This window comes from Pseudoalteromonas sp. PAST1, assembly GCF_021532515.1.
Lineage (GTDB): Bacteria > Pseudomonadota > Gammaproteobacteria > Enterobacterales > Alteromonadaceae > Pseudoalteromonas > Pseudoalteromonas simplex.
Genome location: NZ_JAKGBH010000014.1, coordinates 1 through 17,521, shown reverse-complemented (window position 1 = coordinate 17,521; position 17,521 = coordinate 1). Strand labels below are relative to the sequence as shown.

16 protein-coding genes and 1 pseudogene are annotated in these 17,521 nt (G+C 40.4%); 5 read left to right on the top strand and 12 right to left on the bottom strand.

Going from position 1 to position 17,521, the window contains the following annotated elements; translation table 11 throughout:
- Positions 1-280 precede the first annotated feature (280 nt).
- From L1272_RS08760 to L1272_RS08730, 7 genes are all read right to left on the bottom strand, one after another.
- The gene (locus tag L1272_RS08760; RefSeq protein ID WP_054552692.1) at positions 281-688 is read right to left on the bottom strand and encodes an adenylyltransferase/cytidyltransferase family protein; all 408 of its coding nucleotides are present in this window, start codon (positions 686-688) and stop codon (positions 281-283) included.
- Positions 685-1,755: a CDP-glycerol glycerophosphotransferase family protein gene (locus tag L1272_RS08755; RefSeq protein WP_228482589.1), complete on the bottom strand. Its 1,071-nt coding sequence runs from the start codon at positions 1,753-1,755 to the stop codon at positions 685-687. The genes L1272_RS08760 and L1272_RS08755 overlap by 4 nt, the downstream gene beginning before the upstream one ends.
- 81 nt (positions 1,756-1,836) lie before the next feature.
- Positions 1,837-2,256, bottom strand: a complete 420-nt coding sequence (locus L1272_RS08750) for a group I truncated hemoglobin (protein WP_194441943.1) — start codon at positions 2,254-2,256, stop codon at positions 1,837-1,839.
- Positions 2,256-3,089, bottom strand: a complete 834-nt coding sequence (locus tag L1272_RS08745) for a DUF3034 family protein (protein ID WP_194441945.1) — start codon at positions 3,087-3,089, stop codon at positions 2,256-2,258. Before L1272_RS08745 ends, L1272_RS08750 begins: the two co-directional genes overlap by 1 nt.
- Positions 3,076-5,391 (bottom strand): EAL domain-containing protein, encoded by a 2,316-nt coding sequence (locus tag L1272_RS08740; RefSeq protein ID WP_138598862.1) that lies wholly within the window; start codon positions 5,389-5,391, stop codon positions 3,076-3,078. The genes L1272_RS08745 and L1272_RS08740 overlap by 14 nt, the downstream gene beginning before the upstream one ends.
- Positions 5,384-6,037, bottom strand: a complete 654-nt coding sequence (locus L1272_RS08735; RefSeq protein ID WP_235373220.1) for a methylamine utilization protein — start codon at positions 6,035-6,037, stop codon at positions 5,384-5,386. The genes L1272_RS08740 and L1272_RS08735 overlap by 8 nt, the downstream gene beginning before the upstream one ends.
- 352 nt (positions 6,038-6,389) lie before the next feature.
- Positions 6,390-7,496, bottom strand: coding sequence for a phosphoribosylaminoimidazolesuccinocarboxamide synthase (locus tag L1272_RS08730; RefSeq protein ID WP_138598860.1), 1,107 nt, complete (start codon positions 7,494-7,496; stop codon positions 6,390-6,392).
- 217 nt (positions 7,497-7,713) lie between these two features.
- On the opposite strand from L1272_RS08730, the gene L1272_RS08725 reads away from it, so the two are divergent.
- From L1272_RS08725 to L1272_RS08710, 4 genes are read left to right on the top strand one after another with little or no spacing between them, the layout of a single operon-like run.
- Positions 7,714-8,787: a CDP-glycerol glycerophosphotransferase family protein gene (locus tag L1272_RS08725; RefSeq protein ID WP_235373219.1), complete on the top strand. Its 1,074-nt coding sequence runs from the start codon at positions 7,714-7,716 to the stop codon at positions 8,785-8,787.
- 16 nt (positions 8,788-8,803) lie between these two features.
- The gene (locus tag L1272_RS08720; protein ID WP_194441947.1) at positions 8,804-9,502 is read left to right on the top strand and encodes an ABC transporter ATP-binding protein; all 699 of its coding nucleotides are present in this window, start codon (positions 8,804-8,806) and stop codon (positions 9,500-9,502) included.
- On the top strand, positions 9,489-10,781 hold the full coding sequence (locus L1272_RS08715) for an ABC transporter permease (RefSeq protein ID WP_235373218.1): 1,293 nt from the start codon (positions 9,489-9,491) through the stop codon (positions 10,779-10,781). Before L1272_RS08720 ends, L1272_RS08715 begins: the two co-directional genes overlap by 14 nt.
- Before the next feature lie 8 nt (positions 10,782-10,789).
- On the top strand, positions 10,790-11,278 hold the full coding sequence (locus L1272_RS08710; RefSeq protein WP_199530240.1) for a DUF3299 domain-containing protein: 489 nt from the start codon (positions 10,790-10,792) through the stop codon (positions 11,276-11,278).
- Positions 11,279-11,311: 33 nt separating this feature from the next.
- Here the strand turns inward: L1272_RS08710 and mutM are convergent, their stop codons facing one another.
- Both mutM and L1272_RS08700 read right to left on the bottom strand, forming a co-directional pair.
- Positions 11,312-12,121, bottom strand: coding sequence for a bifunctional DNA-formamidopyrimidine glycosylase/DNA-(apurinic or apyrimidinic site) lyase (mutM, locus tag L1272_RS08705; protein ID WP_054552701.1), 810 nt, complete (start codon positions 12,119-12,121; stop codon positions 11,312-11,314).
- 11 nt (positions 12,122-12,132) lie between these two features.
- A complete protein-coding gene (locus L1272_RS08700) occupies positions 12,133-12,624 on the bottom strand; it encodes a hypothetical protein (RefSeq protein ID WP_054552702.1) in 492 nt (163 codons plus the stop codon).
- Positions 12,625-12,775: 151 nt separating this feature from the next.
- On the opposite strand from L1272_RS08700, the gene L1272_RS08695 reads away from it, so the two are divergent.
- The gene (locus tag L1272_RS08695; RefSeq protein ID WP_235373217.1) at positions 12,776-13,702 is read left to right on the top strand and encodes a manganese-dependent inorganic pyrophosphatase; all 927 of its coding nucleotides are present in this window, start codon (positions 12,776-12,778) and stop codon (positions 13,700-13,702) included.
- Positions 13,703-13,770: 68 nt separating this feature from the next.
- Here L1272_RS08695 and rlmB read toward each other — a convergent pair whose 3' ends face one another.
- The 3 genes and pseudogenes from rlmB to L1272_RS08680 all read right to left on the bottom strand — a co-directional run.
- The gene (rlmB, locus tag L1272_RS08690) at positions 13,771-14,517 is read right to left on the bottom strand and encodes a 23S rRNA (guanosine(2251)-2'-O)-methyltransferase RlmB (protein ID WP_235373216.1); all 747 of its coding nucleotides are present in this window, start codon (positions 14,515-14,517) and stop codon (positions 13,771-13,773) included.
- Entirely contained in the window at positions 14,514-16,997 is a 2,484-nt protein-coding gene (gene rnr / locus L1272_RS08685; RefSeq protein ID WP_235373215.1) for a ribonuclease R, read from the bottom strand. The genes rlmB and rnr overlap by 4 nt, the downstream gene beginning before the upstream one ends.
- A gap of 145 nt (positions 16,998-17,142) precedes the next feature.
- Positions 17,143-17,394, bottom strand: a pseudogene (locus tag L1272_RS08680) (response regulator transcription factor); the annotation flags it as partial.
- Between the last annotated feature and the right edge of the window lie 127 nt (positions 17,395-17,521).

Here is a 17,521-nt window from a genome sequence, read left to right as displayed (position 1 = left end):
TTTTGATTATCAGTGGGTTCTTCCATAGCTTGTTTCGAGCTTGTTTTCGTAAGAGTTGTTCCGCAATTATTTTATTAAAATCAACTTTTTTCGCCTGACTCAAGTATCTTAAAGCAGTAAATCTAGGCAAGCCCATGCAATGCACTTTACTCTTTAAAGGCAGCTTCCTAGTGAGTTTTTTGTAATAGCGGGCGTGCACATTATTGCGAGAGATAAATAAAAAAGCCATTTACACATCTTATTTTTGATTGAACGTTAGCGCATATAGCAATTTTATTAATTATAAATGACAGTTGGAAGGTTGCCTTACAACTTCTATTATTTCTGTTGTAGAGATAGAGGGAGTTCGCTCTAGATAAGTTACATCACAAATTTGGTTAAATTGATCAAATTGACCAGCCCAATCATCCCCCATAACTAGCAAGTGAGCTTGATGATCTTTGATATACTCACCTTTTAATTCTAGAGAATGCTCTACAAATACCTCATCGACACACTTCAATGAACTAATAATTTTCAGCCTATCAGCTTCACTATATACGGGCTTTCGACCTTTCTTAGAGAAGTTTAGTTCATCAGAAGATACACCAACAATCAAATAATCTCCTAACGCTTTAGCTCGTTCTAATATATTGATGTGTCCCACATGAAAAATATCGAACGTGCCAAATGTAATTACCCGCTTCATTGATGCTCCTCTAAATAAGATACAATTCTCTTAGCAGAGTGACCATCGGTAATACCTGCCAGCTTATAAACAATTTCTTTTCTTTTTTCTTTAAATTCAGCTGATTCATTAAAACTTGAACTTAATAAATACTTTAAATCTTTATAACTTCCTGCACGAGCACATAACTCATTAAAGTACTTGATATCTTCATCAAGCCGAGCTTTTAGCCTATAAGAAAAAATACCTCTGTAAGACCAGCGCAGCTTATAGAAATCACACCATATTACAGGCTTTTCTAATGCTGCAAACTCAAATATGGCTGACGATGCATCAGAAATCATTATATCAGCAAGTTCTAAAAAAGGAGTAAGGTCAAAATCGTACTCATTCGCAAGGTAAACATTCTTAGCGTTGGCCCACTTATCGAGTTTTAGACGTTGTTTTTTATATTTTTTCTTAAACAAACTAAAGAAATGAGGCTTAACGATAATATTAAATTCATCAAAATGCTCAGGGAAATCATCGCTAAAACATTCTAAAGAACTTGGATAAAAAGTAGGCGCATACAGCAAGGTTTTCTTTGTTGGATCTAGGCCTAGGTTTTTGAGGTTAATAGTACCAAGAGTCTGATTAATAATAGGGTCTAATTTTGCGTAGCCACTATCAATAAAGTTACCTTCGGGATAGAGCATTTTTAAACGTTGTAGTCGGTGTTCACCTTCAACAAACCGCACTGTCATCTTGTTGTTTGATACGTCGTAATAGCATTGCTTTGGGCCGATTCCATGCTGCATCAGTACAGTCTTTTTATTTAAATTCTCAGCACCTACGAACGTATTTCCAAATACAACCCAATCTGCATCTGAGTTCTGATAAAAGTCAAAGGTTTCACTCGCACTCGTTAACCATTTTGCAACTATTGCGTTTTTATCTATAAAGTCACAACATACAGCACGACTACACTCATCTTGTTCTTTATAGAAAACCATCGAAACTTTGTGGCCTTTTTCTTTTAACTCCTTTAAAACAGGCAGGTATTGTGGAATATAATATAGATGTTGAACATCAAAATATAACTGCATCATTTACAACTTAATAACTTAAATCAATAGCCATTGTACATAAATTACATTTTTGTTTCAGCCCACAATTGAAGTTTGTACAAGCTAAATATCAATTATCTCAGGGCGAAGGGGTGCTAAGCGACTAAGAATTTTATTTTGTACTGTTTGTGGAATCTGTTGTTCGTCCATAGCATTAATCAAAAGCTCTACCACACGGTTAAAGTCTTTTTTTGAGATATTCATTCCAGTGTGTATATCAACCATGTTATCGCCTTTGTATTCACAAGGACCGTCGGTGACACTACACAAATGAGTGATAAAGCCTTGGCGAAAATGCGCAACATTGCTTTGTTTAAAATAAGCTAAAATCTGTTCGTCATGGCCTATTTGATTGATAAAACTTTCAACCAATTTTTCAACCCCTTGTTTACCATTAAGTTGCTGGTACAAGGTGCCATTATTGCTACTTACGCAACCCACAAGCATAACGGTAAATACAAATGTAAAAAGTGTTTTTATCATCACCAATACCCTGTTACTGATAAGTACCAACCAGTTTGGTCTTCAGCACCAGCAATACTTCCTAAGTCTAACCAAGCAGCGGTGATGCTAACATACTTATTAGGAAACCAAGCCACAAATACATCCTGCCAATCTTGCTCTCCTAAACCAAGGTTATTGGACTTTACCCGATACTCAACGCCCAAAGCTATTTCATGGGTTAAAAACACCGCTGTAGATGCTTCAAACAACAATTTTTTATCACTATCAGGACCGCCAAAACCTAACAAACCTAGCTGATTGGCATCGCTATAACGAAAGGTGGTGTTCCAAAACCAATTATACCCTGCAAGCGCCCCTAAATGTAATTTACTAGCAGCAAGGTAAATATCGGTACCGCTGGTATCTTTTGCACCTAATAAACTAGCAATACTGCCATCATCTAAAGACTTATGCTGCACACCTAAACTTAATTGCGGCCATTTACTGTAAACAATGTCACCATATAAGCGTACTTTTGCCCCGGTAATTGATTGCTCAATATCGGTATTTAATGCGGGAACTTCGAAACGTTGCTCCGCATAACTAAATTCCACGCGATCATAAACATTTAGCTGCGCACCACAAACATCTAAGCGGTAATCACTTACATTTGCACGACTGCAAAAGCCATTCAAAGCGATTTCATCATCACTTGCATAGCCTGCGAGCTGAGCCCATGGAACAATCCCACCACCCGCACTGCCTTCAACCTGAGAGACTCCGGGCGTTGCTAATAATTTACCTGAAGCTGCAAACCCTGAACTTGTAAAAACAATGAAAGTTAGTCCAAATAGCCAATTAAGATGCTTCATTATAGACCTCTAGCCATTGTAAAAACTGCTCTGATTTTAGTGGCCTGCTCAAGTAATACCCTTGCGCATAATCGCACTTCATTAGTTTCAAAAAGTCTAAAGAAGCTTTATTTTCAACACCTTCTGCAACGACAGAGAAACCTAGCTGATGACCTAAGTTTATTGTTGATTCAACAATATACTGATCTTGTTTAGATTGCTCCAATTGAAGAATAAAGCATTTATCTAACTTAAGTTCATCGATAGGTAGTAATTTCAAGCGACCCAATGAAGTTTGCCCAACACCATAATCATCTAGCGATATTTTTACCCCAAGTGATTTTAGGTTTTCTAATGCTTTAATACCTTGTTCTTCATTTTCTATCATGTCGCGTTCTGTCAGCTCTATTGTAATAAGCTGTCCATTAACATCATTCTCTTTTAATTGTTTTGCCAAATGAGAGAAAAAGCTTGGGAAGGCAATATCTTGAGCCGAAACATTGATAGCGGCTTGCATAATAATGCCTTGTTCTTGCCACCTTGCGACTTGAGTGACAACTGTTTTAACTACCCAAGCAGTCAAATCAACAATAACACCTGACTGCTCAGCTAAATCAATGAATAGCTCCGGTGATACCCACTGCCCATCCTTTCTTTGCCAACGGATCAGCGCTTCCACTTTATCGATCTTAGAGGTGTTTAAATTTAGCTTTGGTTGATAAGTCATAAACAATTGGCCATCGTCTGCTTGTAATGCATGTTTTAATTCATCAATAATTGCCAACCGTTCCAGATACTCTTCATCTTCGCCGTTTTGATAATAATGAACATTCTTCTTTTTTGACGAAGCTGTATCAATTGCGATTAAAACTCGGCGCATTAGATCATCGGGCTTAACTCCCTCAAAGGTACAATGAACTACACCAGCGCTAAATCGCAAGGTAATATTCAAGCCTTGAATAGTGTAACCGACTTGTAGCTGAGCCATTAAATCCATGACTCCACTTTTTAATTGCTCTGCTTTTCCACTTGGAAATAAGGTTAAAAACTCATCTCCACCTATGCGTGCATTAACTCCACCAAGCGGCTCAGAATACTCACTAATACGTTCAGCAACTTCTCTTAAACAATCATCTCCAATACGAGGGCCAAGTTTGTCATTGATATGCCGCAAACCTCTTATATCAATAGCAACTAAAGTATATTCAGTGCCTTGCCCTAATAGCGATTCCATAATTTCCAACATGGCACTGCGTGTTAAAAACCCTGTTAACGTATCATGACTTGCTTGAAAGTTGATTTGTCGTTCACGTTCTTTAATGTCATTACCCATATTATTGAATGCATCAACTAACGTCGTAATTTCAGTACTTTGCTTTTTTCCTATAAATTCAGCTTTGTAGTTACCCCGCGCGAATTGCTGAGCAAGTAAAGTAAGTTTAGAAAGCGGTGTGGTAAGGTTTTTAGCCAAAATCCCACTAGCTAAAACACCAATCACAACTGTAATAGCTGCTAATGAAATAATAGTAAAAAAGAGCTGCTCAAATTCAAGATAACTTCGAGTTAAATCGGCACTTAGTAGCACTGATACTTTATGCCCAGAAACCGAAGGTAGCTCAACAAGGCGATTACGATAAACTGGCTTTTCCCCAAAAATTCGCTGTGTAGATTTATTTTCAAAATGCCTAAGTACTGCATTATCTTCTGGCTTATCAACAAGAGAGGTTTCAACGACATCATCATCCTCTCCGATAAAACTTACATCCATAGTTGTAAGTTTTTTTAACTCTTCGGCAACTAGATCTGTGATTTCAAAACCAACCAAACTATATGCAACTGTTCTCGGTGCTCGAACTGGCAATATAATAACTTGATAAAGAGTCTGCTCGATAACAATGAAATTTGACTGCTCAGGGTTATCTAATAACTGCTTCATTAATGCCGTAAACTCATTTGGCATGTGAGCGAAATCCGTATTAGCAGAAACAAGCTCCCCAGATAAGTTTATGAGCATCATTAAATCAGCATTAATCCGCCTACTATGATTATTTAAGACACTGCTGATAGTATCGGCGTCTTGAGTTGCGACAGCTTGTTTAAAACCGAAATCTGCTGTTAACACTTTTGCAGCAGTTAGAAGAAGGCTCTCTTTCGCACTTAAATACTGGTTAAAAACATTCTCAGCAACATTAATATCTTCTAGAAGCTTTTGGTCATTAAAACGATTCGCAGACCACCAAGAACTAACTAGGCTGACTAAGCTTGTTAACAGAACAAGACCAACACATAAGGCAATAACTCGCCCTCTTAAACTATTAATCATTAGTACCCTTAAACATTTCTCCAAATGTATTTCGTGGTTTCGGCTCTATTATAGTAATGACAATATCTGCAACCTGCGAAGAATCAGCAAATGTAATTGTTTTTTTCTGATCGATATCACTCTGTTGGTTTGGTTGCCATACCGTAAAGCTAACAGGAAATGTACTCACATTTAATTGAACCTTCCCATCTACGCTCGTTTTTAGCACTTCTGAACTATCTGCAACATAAATGTATCCGACCATTGAATCATGGATATTACAACCGAGAACAACAATCCCGGGTGATTCAAATTTTTCGGGTTTTTCAGGCCGACCAGAGTAAAGTTTGATGTCAAATTGCTTTACAGTCGAGAATGAGTACACATGATGGCGAATATTATCACTATTTGGGAAGTCAACTAATTGCCCGTTTTGAATAACAAGTACTTTAGGAGTAAAGTGCTTATCAACCTGGTCCATGACGGCAACTGATAAGTTATCTTGGTGATTTAACTGCTGATCCTTAAACTCAATAACAGCATCTTTTAATGGCTCTCCAAATTGATCGCGTACAACAAAGGAAAAGTCCGCTGAAAGTACATTCATTGAGCCTAATAACAAAGCAACGTAACATACCCGGCTAAAAAAATTCGCAAACATCAACATAATTAATTAGTTCCGCTCTTAGTTCACAATTCAGTATAGATTAATCTATTGTTAAGTTATACCTAATCATTTCATTGATAGAGACCGGTTTTAGGCAAGAAAGTATTGACGAAAAACTTAAAACTTAGTGAATTAGTTACAGTAATAACTTTGCTTAGTGTTACTTTCGTTATCAATTAATCTGTAATGTCAGAAAGGTGGAGACTATTGGGATCATGTTTATCCCGTTTAATTACCTTATACATCATTCAGAAATGAGTACAGAAGGTAATAAAAAGCCAAGCAATGTTATTTGTGACAGCTTGGCTTTAAAAATAGCATTTTAGCTATGAATAAAATTAGTAAATGCCTATTAATCGTGCTTAATTAAGCCATAATCACTATCTAAAATTGCGATTACTTCATTTCTTGGGTCACTAGGAATAGTGATTTCTTGACCAATAATTTTACTCGCAATGCCAACGTAGGTATCAGACACTTCAAGCATCACTGATTCTGGCAAGGTGTAGTCTTTAGCAAGCTGCTCACGCTCGCCCATACGGTCTTTATTTAATAACACGTCGCTGTCTGGCACGTTATTAATTAATAACTGGCGGAAACCCTCTTTTGAGTTTTCAATGATTTTACCGTCACGGTAAGCTGGACCATCCCAGATACGTGATGAGTCTGGTGTGCCTACTTCATCGATATAGATAAGCTTATCTGAACCATCAATGTCTTCAACATAACCAAATTCAAATTTAGTATCGACAAAGATTTGATCAAGCTGTGCAAGTTCATCACTGATCAGCTTAAAGCCTTCAACAAGTAATTGCTCATATTTAGCGACATCATCTTCAGATTTGAAGTTAAAAACAGCTAAGTTATTCGTAATATTTTCACGGGTAATATTTACATCATCTACTTCAGGGATCTCAGCAACACCGGTAATAATGCCTTTCGTTGATGGCGTAATTAACACTTCATCTAACTTTTGGTTCGCAGCTAAGCCTTCTGGTAAATCAATACCACAGAAACTACGTGTACCTTTGGCGTAGTCACGCCACATACTGCCAGTAATATATTGGCGCGCAATGGCTTCAACTTTTACTGTACTTGCTTTACGCACAATCCATACATATGGATGTGGAATATCAACAATATGGTTACCAGCAAGACCTGCTTTATCAAATAACTTAAACCAATGAGACGCAACAGAGTTTAGCGCGATGCCTTTACCAGGCACCCCATTTAAACCGTTTTCACCTTGCCAAATACAATCAAACGCAGAAATACGGTCAGAAATAACCATAATAGCTAGCTCAGTTCCTTTTGGAACTTGATAACCTTTTTCATTAATTAAACGAGCACTGTCTTCATCCGTTAACCAATAAACTGAACGCACTTTACCACTGTGTACCGCACCTTTGGTACGGATCGGTAAATCATCGTTTACGTCTAAAACTTTATAGCTAGTCATGCTATCTCCGATAGTATTTGGCATGCTCATGTGAGCACATGTATGGGATTGGGGTTATGGCCGCCTATAATAATCTAGACGCCTTGAAAGCTCAATCATTGCACTATCATCAGCAGCCTGCGGACGTGATAAAAAACATAAAAATTTAAACTTCCAGTAATTTTGCTGTCATAAACATTATTTCGCTATAATAGCGACCTCGCAATAGGAGGTTTTCTTGGATTACTTAGCAGCTACCGCAAACAAAAAATACTTAATGTTTATTTCGCAGAACTATTCGTACGCGATCTTACGCCCATTACAACGGGAGATTTTAGCCCGAGGTGGCGAAGTTCGCTGGTTTTTGTACGGCGATGAAGTAAATCCAAACTTCCTTCACCAAGATGAGATTCGATTATTATCAGTAGATGAGCTCAAAGACTGGCGTCCAGATATCGTGTATGTACCAGGGAATGTGGTGCCGGATTTCATCCCTGGTAAAAAAGTGGCTGTTTTCCATGGTTTCAATTCAGGAAAGCGCATGAATAAAGGTGTTGATAATCACTTTAATATTCGAGGGTGCTTCGACTTATATTGCACTCAAGGTCCAACAACCACGACTACTTTTTTAGAGCTTGCCCAGCAACATGGATTCTTTAAAGTAAAAGAAACGGGCTGGCCGACGCTCGATCCTTACTTTAGTGAGATTGAAAACAATCCATACAAAAATCATGATGACAACAGAAAAACCTTATTGATTTGCTCGACTTTCTCAAGGCGCCTTTCTCTTGCACCTAAATTATACGAACAAATAAAAGCATACAGTGAACAAGGCAAGTGGCGAATTTTGGTGCAATTTCACCCAAAAATGCCAAGCGAGATTGTTGAACAATACAAGGCTCTACAAAACGACAGTCTAACCTTTGTCGAGACTGATAACGTATTACCACTATTACAAGCAGCGGATGTTATGCTGTGTGATACCTCGTCTATTTTGCTTATGTTTATCTTACAAAGAAAACCTGTGGTGACTTTTTGTAATCATGGTGCTGGTGAGCATTTAGTTGATATTACAGATGCAGATAAAGTTGCCGAGGCAATTGACTATGCATTGAGTAAGCCTGCGGAATTAATGGCAAAAATCGAACACTTCTGCCAGCAACTGCATCCTTACCAAGACGGCTTATCGAGTCAACGTGTACTTGCTGCTAGCAATGAATTACTATTGAGCAATCCTGCACTTAAGCCGAAACCACGTAATTTTATCCGTAATTTTAAAATGCGCAAAGAGTTAAATTACTGGCGATGGTAACAATTCATAGGTCGTTATGATCACGCTTGAAAATGTGCTTTTTAAATGGCACGCAAAACAACCTGAGCCGACGATCAATATTACTAAGCTAGATATTGATCAAGGCGAACATGTTTTTCTTCACGGTCCGAGTGGTTGTGGTAAATCAACGTTATTATCCCTGCTTGCTGGCGTCACAGTGCCAACACAAGGCAATATCCAGCTTCTTGGTAAAGCGATTAACCAACTGAGTAATAGTAAACGTGACCGTTTTCGTGCCGACCATATTGGCTATATTTTTCAAAACTTTAATTTACTGCCCTATTTATCGCCCATTGAAAACGTGACTTTGGGTTGCCAATTTTCAAAGCAAAGGCAAAAAAACGCATTAAAAAATAGTGCAACAATAGCCGCGGAGGCAAGCCGCCTACTCACTGCTTTAGGATTAAACGACGCCTTGCAACATCAAGCCGTTGCACAGCTGAGTATAGGTCAGCAACAAAGAGTTGCCGCAGCGCGAGCCTTTATTGGCAGCCCTGAAATTATTATTGCAGATGAACCTACCTCAGCACTCGACACACAAAATCGCCAAGCATTCGTAAAATTGTTATTTGAGCAGGCAAGCGCAGCAAATAGCACGCTAATTTTTGTTAGCCATGATGAAACATTACAAACGCTATTTACCCGCAGTATCAGCCTTGTTGAGTTACAAGGAGGCACAGATGCTACTCATTAAACTCGCCGCAAAAAGTTTATTAAACCGAAAGGCCAGCGCCCTACTCACCCTGTTTACCATTGCTATCAGCGTAATGTTATTGATGTCGATTGAGCGGGTTCGAGTTGATGCTAAAAGTAGCTTTAGCAATACAATTTCTGGCACTGATTTAATTGTCGGTGCACGAACGGGCGATATCCAATTACTGCTGTCTTCGGTATTTCGCATTGGTCATGCTAATAATGGTGTGAGTTGGAAAAGTTACCAATACATCTCTGGGCAACGGGGTGTGAAATGGGCTATTCCTATGTCACTTGGCGACAGCCATAAAGGTTTAGCTGTACTTGGTACAAATAAAGACTATTTTGAGCACTATCGTTTTGCTAAAAAGCAGTCGTTGAGCTTTTCACAAGGCCATGAATTTAATCACTTATTTGAGGTTGTTTTAGGTGCAGAGGTTGCCAATACCCTTGGCTATCAACTTGGTGATGAAGTGGTGATTGCGCACGGCATGGGCAATACCAGCTTTCATAATCATGACGATAACCCATTTAAAGTGGTCGGTATTTTAAATCCAACGGGCACGCCTGTTGATAAAACCCTGCATATTCCACTTGCAGCAATAGACGCGATTCATGGCAGTCATGCCCATCAGCATGAACCCGCTCAGGCTGATGCAAATGACCACGACCACGACCACGACCACGACCACGACCAGCATGATGATGTTGATTTAGTTGGCACACCAAAGCAAATAACCGCTTTTTTACTTGGTTTCGATTCACCACTTTATACCTTACAAGTGCGTCGTAATATTAACCAATACAAAGATGAGGCACTGCTTGCCATCATGCCGGGTGTTACTTTGCGTGAACTCTGGGAAATGCTCTCTATCGTTGAAAAAATCTTACTGTTATTTTCTATCGTCGTGGTGCTGATCAGTTTACTTGGCATGTTAACGAGCCTGCTTTCAAGCTTAAATCAACGCCGCAGAGAGCTTGCTATTTTACGCTCTGTTGGCGCAAGACCTTGGCATATTTTCACCTTGGTCAGTGTCGAATCATTACTCATTACAGGGCTAGGCTGCATTGTTGGCATCGCATTATTCTATGCTTTAATGCTACTCGGCGCAGATTACTTGCAAAGCCATGCCGGAATAAGCCTAAATATAGCCTTATTGTCATCCTATGAACTCATGCTTTTAGCTGCGATAATGGTCGCAGGCTTTATTGTTGGGTTAATTCCCGCAACTCGCGCGTATTTCTACTCTCTTGCTGATGGTATGAGTATTAAAATTTAAGGAATGTTATGCCGTTTTTTCGAAAGTTCATCGCTTTAGTCGCATTAGTTGTGTGTGCTGGAGCTAATGCTGGCGCACCTAAAGAAATCTTCTGGGAAGATTTAATTCCAAAAGGTCATGTGCAAATCGATACCCAAGCGCAAGCAAACCATGAAGGCTCTGAGCAAAACTGGGTGCAACCAGACCTTGATGCTCCCGTGGTAAAAGAACTTAATGGTCAATCAGTAAGTTTGCCTGGTTTTGTTGTTCCGCTTGAAGGCGACAGCGAAGTGATCACCGAGTTTTTATTGGTTCCTTATTTTGGTGCATGTATCCACGTGCCACCACCGCCACCAAATCAAATTGTGCATGTCACGATTAAAGATGGCGTGCCAATCGAAAGCCTCTACGATGCGATTGTCGTGACAGGCGTTATCAGCACCGAAACCTGGTCTGGTGAAATTGCTCAAGTAGGCTACAAGATGAAAGCCGTTGGTGTAGCACCATTTGAACTGTAATGAAAAAGCACGCCTTGGCGTGCTTCTTCATTGTTATTTTTGACAATTAGAGCAGTACACAGTGCTTCTTTGCCCTAATCTAATTTCTTTTAATGGCTCTTTACACGTTACACATGGCTCACCTTTGCGACCATAAACTAGTAATTGCTGGGCAAAATAACCGGGCTTACCATCACTTTGAGCAAAATCTTTTAATGTTGTGCCGCCTTGCGTGATAGCCGCAGCGAGTGTTTCTTTAATAATAGGCACTAATTGCTGATAACGCTTTAAAGACACCTTGCCGGCTTCTCGTTTCGGGTGAATTCCGGCCTTAAATAACGACTCATTGGCATAGATATTACCTACACCAACTACCACAGCGTTATCCATAATAAACTGTTTAATTGGTACTTTTTTATTTCTAGACTGTTCGTAAACACGCTTTGCAGCAAACTCATCGGTAAGTGGCTCCGGCCCAAGCTTGGTTAGCAAGGTATGACATTCGCCTGGAGCTTGCCATAAGCAGGCACCAAAGCGACGCGCGTCGTTGAGTCTTAACGCTTTACCTGAGGCTAAAATAAATTCGATATGGTCGTGCTTTTTTAATGGCTCATCTGCGCTCACAACTCGTAAGTTGCCCGACATTCCTAAGTGCAAAATAACACTACCCAGCTCACAACCGAGTAATAAATATTTTGCTCTACGCTCCACTGAAGTAACTTTAAGTCCTTGTAATTGATATACATCATCAGGCACAGGCCAACGCATACTGGCGTTATGAATATTTACTTTGGTCACTGTTTGGTTAAGCACATGCGGCGTTATTCCCAAACGGCTAACTTCAACTTCTGGTAATTCAGGCATCTGTGACTCTCTTAAAACGGGTATAACGGAAATAACTTAGCAGCATCAGCTTGTTCAAGCTCAAATACTCGTTGTAACCGCTTATCTAATAAATAGTATTGCTGATCTATGTTGTACAACTGATACACCGCTGGCAACTGCTCCCCGGCTAGCCACACGGAGGCAACATAATCAGCCGATGTCTGTGAAATTTTACTCACAGGGAGACTGGCAATAGTCAGTTTTTGATGTTGCCAAAGTTCAACAAGTTGTTCGAGCTGCTGCTCATCGCCTTGCCATGTGGTTTCTTGCAGTGATTGGCTACGCCAAGAGGTGCCGATACGCTCGATTTTTAATTCTGGAAATGCCATCGCCAAAATAAAGCTTTGCTCAGGGAGTAATGCTTGTACTCCTTCTTCAACGGGCTGTGTATTGAGCTTTTTATGTAGGCCATTGAAGAAAAAAATCATCAATAGCATCGAAATAATCACCACATTATTCCATGCTTTTCGGCTCAAGCGCATCAGTATCTTCCTCAGTTTTCAATATCTTAAAGTGTAACCAAAAAGGACATTAATTGGCAGTTGTAATTGATCAACAAAATTTCATGTCTGTTATGTATCAATCTGTCGATACTTTGCTAAAATATCCGCCAAATTTAAAGGAGTTCCGTCAATGTCAATGTATGTAGTGGGTCATAAGATCCCTGATTCAGATTCAATTTGCGGTGCAATTGCGCTTGCTTACTTAAAAAACCAGATCAATGAACCTGCGATCCCGGCGCGTTTAGGTGAAGTATCACCTGAAACACAATTTATCCTAGATAAATTCGGTTTCGAAGCACCTGAGCTAAAACTTAGCTACGCAGGCGAAGACGTTTATATCGTTGACCACACAGAAAAAACACAAGCACCTGATGACATCGATGAAGCACGTGTTGTAGGTGTTGTTGATCACCACAAATTAGGCGATTTAACATCATCAACACCACTTGAGTGTTGGATCCGCCCAGTGGGTTGTTCAAACACTATCATCAAAATGATGTATGACTTCTACAACGTAGAGATTCCAAAAGATATCGCAGGCATCATGTTATGCGCTATCTTAAGCGACACTGTAATCTTTAAATCACCAACGTGTACAACAGCTGATATCAAATGTGTTGAAGCACTGGCTGAAATCGCTGGCATCGAAGATTTCAAAGAACTGGGCATGGAAATGTTCAAGGTTAAATCAGCAGTTGAAGGCACGCCTGCACGCGATTTAGTAATGCGTGATTTCAAAGACTTCAACATGAACGGTAAGCTAGTAGGTATTGGCCAGCTAGAAGTTATCGACCTTGCTGTATTTGATGAGATCAAAGCAGACCTTGAAGCGGACATCGCAAAGCTTAAAGAAGAAGGCGGTCGCCACTCAGTATTACTCCTGTTAACAGATATCATGAAAGAAGGCTCTGAAATGCTGATTGCGTCTGATGACGTATCAGTAATCGAAGCTGCCTATGATGTTAAATCAGAAGACGGTCGCGTATGGTTAGATGGCGTATTAAGCCGTAAGAAGCAAGTAGTACCACCACTACAAGACGCTTTCGCAAAGATCTAATCTTACAAAATAGATACAAAAAAAGCCGATGTTACATCGGCTTTTTTGTGTCTGGAATTTTGCGGTAGTTAGATTTGCGTTGCATTACGCTGGCGTAACACTTCAAATAAACAAATACCGGTCGCAACTGACACATTTAAACTAGATACCGAACCAGCCATTGGGATTTTAACTAATAAATCACAATGCTCACGAGTAAGGCGGCGCATACCATCCCCTTCGGCACCCATAACAACAGCCATTGGCCCTGTTAGGTTTGCATCAAATAACTCAGTATCTGTTTCACCGGCAGTACCAACAACCCAAACGCCTGCATCTTTAATTTCACGTAGCGTACGTGCAAGATTGGTTACTTGTACCAATGGCACTGTTTCTGCTGCACCACACGCTACCTTGCGCGCTGTGCCGTTTAGTTTTGCAGATTTATCTTTAGGAACGATAATCGCGTGCACGCCCGCAGCATCTGCACTACGTAAACAGGCACCTAAGTTATGTGGATCAGTAATACCATCAAGTACCAGTAAGAAAGGCGTTTCTTCACGGGCAATGATCTCATCAAGATCTTTTTCGTTATATATGCGCGCCGCTTTTACATTAGCGATAATGCCTTGGTGCTGCTCACCATTTGCTTTATTATCAAGCGCTTTACGCTGCATAAATTGTACAGAAATACCGAATTTACGTGCTTGGTCAATAACCGGGTTTAAACGTTTATCTTCACGCCCTTTTAAAGCGTATATTTCTAAAAAGCGCTCAGGCTCTTTTGCTAATATTGCTTCAACTGAGTGAAAACCAAAAATTAATTCATTACTCACGTATTATTTGCTCCTCGGCCATTACGTTTACGGGCATTCTTACCCGGTCTTTTTGCCTTTTTGGTGGCTTTTTTCTTACTCTTCTTTTTACCGGCTTTTACAGCATCAGCTTGTTTACTATTAGGCTTTTTACGCCCTTTAGAAGGTGAAGACTTGCCACGTTTTTCATTCTCTTTGTCACCTGATTTTGCCTCAAAGCTGCCTGACTGCGCTTTTTTACCAGGAATTTTACCTGCTTTGAGCTGGGCACGAACACTTGGTTTTGCAGGGGCACTACGGCCACGACGACGCGCATAACGGTCTTGTTGCGCTTCACCTGCTAACACTAAGTTTATGCGTCGCTCATCAAGACTGACAGATGACACCTGAACCGTTAGTTTATCGCCTAAACGATAAACGGTGTGAGTTTGTTCACCGATCAAGCAATGCTTAGCACCATCATAATGGAAATACTCATTGCCTAGGTTAGTTACATGGATCATGCCGTCGATTTGTAAATCATCTAAGCGTACAAATAAACCAAAGTTAGTTACCGATGAGATCACCCCACCAAATTCGTCACCAACATGGTCTTGCATAAATTCACATTTCAGCCAATCTGCTACTTCGCGAGTCGCATCATCAGCACGGCGTTCAGTGGTTGAACACTGCTCACCTAAAATATCAACTTCGTCATCAGTGTATGCATACTCACCCGATGTTTGCTGACCTTGCGCTTTAAGTACCGCTTTAATTGCACGGTGCACCACTAAATCAGGGTAACGACGAATTGGCGATGTAAAGTGGGCATAGGCTGGTAAAGCTAAACCAAAGTGGCCAATGTTATCTGGCTGATAAACCGCTTGCTTCATTGAACGGAGCAACATGGTTTGAATAAGCTCAGCTTCTGGACGGTCGCCTAATTTAGCTAACACTTGGGTTATTTCTTTTGGTGTTGGCTCATCAGAAATCGCGGTTTCGATACCAAGCTCTGATAAAAAGTTTCTGAAGAAACCAAGCTTTTCAGCATCAGGCTCATCATGCACACGATAAAGCGCACTCGCCTCGTGCTTTTCTAATAATCGGGCTGCCGATACGTTCGCTAAAATCATGCACTCTTCGATAAGTTTGTGTGCATCATTGCGAACCACAGGTACGATTGATTCAATCTTACGATGTGCATTAAATACAAAGCGCGTTTCTAAGGTTTCAAACTCAATCGCACCACGGTCTTGGCGAGCAGCTTTAAGTGCCATGTACATTTGCTGTAAGTCTGTTAAATGTGGCACCATCTTGGCGTACTCTTCACGCAGCTTTTCATCGCCTTGTAAAATCGCATTCACTTTAGTGTAAGTAAAACGAGCGTGTGAATTCATCACCGCTTCGTAAAATTTATACCCAGACAACTTACCCGCTTCTGACACCGTCATCTCAGCAACCATACATAAACGGTCAACTTTTGGGTTCAATGAGCACAAGCCATTCGATAGCACTTTTGGCAGCATCGGAATAACTTGCTCAGGGAAGTAAACTGAGTTACCACGTTCAATCGCTTCTTTATTCAGAGGCGTGTTCATTCCTACGTAGTGCGACACATCGGCAATGGCCACCCATAAACGCCAACCACCTGATGGTTTGCGCTCACAATAAACGGCATCATCAAAGTCACGGGCATCTTCACCGTCGATTGTAACTAGCGGTAAGTCACGTAAATCAACGCGGCCTTGCTTTGCTTGTTCATCTACAAACTCACCTAAATGAGCAACTTGCTTTTCAACCGCTTCTGGCCAAACGTGGGGAATATCGTGATTGCGTAGTGCAACTTCAATTTCCATACCCGGTGCTAAGTGCTCACCAAGTACCTCAGTGACTTTACCTACCGCATTCATATGTCGGCTTGGGTTTTGGGTAATTTGCACCTGCACCATTTGGTTGTGGCGCGCGCCATTTTCACTACCCGGTAGTATCATAATATCTTGCGTTATGCGTGGGTCTTCAGCCACAACAACTGCAATACCATGCTCAACAAAATAGCGGCCAACTATCGGTGCACGTTCATTGGTTAAGACCTTAATGATCCGTGCATCGCATTTGCCACTTGAGCCTTTGCGATTGCCTTTAGCAAGCACAATGTCACCGTGCAACACCATATTCATTTGGTGCTTTGCGATAAACCAATCTTTACTCTCACCTTCAACTTCTAAAAAGCCGAATCCGTCACGATGACCAATGACCTTGCCTTTAACCAGGCCAGATTCATCAATCAATGCGTAGCATTTAAACTTATTGAAATACAATTGACCATCGCGCTCCATAGCACGTAAACGACGTTTGAACGCAATTTGACGCTCTGTATCATTCACATGTAATTCGTCACAAAGTTGTGTGAAGTTTGCTGGTTTGGCGCGAGATTCTAAGTGAGTAAGTATAAACTCACGGCTAGGGACGGGGTTTTCGTACTTTTCTTGTTCTCGACTGAGATTGGGATCCTGTTTTGACATTCACTATCTTGTTAGTTGGTTATGTTGTTATTTTAACCCATAACCTAACAATGAGACAGGCAAAAGCTATGAAACTTTTAAGAAATTGATTAAACCTGTTTTCGCACTCAAATTGCTCAATAATTTAATAGCAAAATTAAGGACCTTATAACCACCCTTTTTGTCTTGCTATGCGAGCAGCATCTACTCGGTTTACCGCATTTAGTTTACTCATTGCTTCTGAAAGATAATTTCTAACCGTCCCTTCTGATAAAAACAATGTTTTTGCAATATCTTGAGTTTTTAAGCCATCAGCGGCTAATTTTAATGCTTTGCGTTCTTTATTAGTCAATGGATCAGTGTCAGATAATGCAAGTAAAGCAAGTTCGGGATCAATGACTCTTCGGCCTTGATTGACCGCGAATTCAACCCCGAAGTGCACCACTCGCTAAATTAGGCCGCATTGCGTAATTCGTTAAACACAACGACAGGCTGTTTGTAACCTAGGCACTTTCTAGGTCTGGCGTTTAGCGCACGTTCTATAT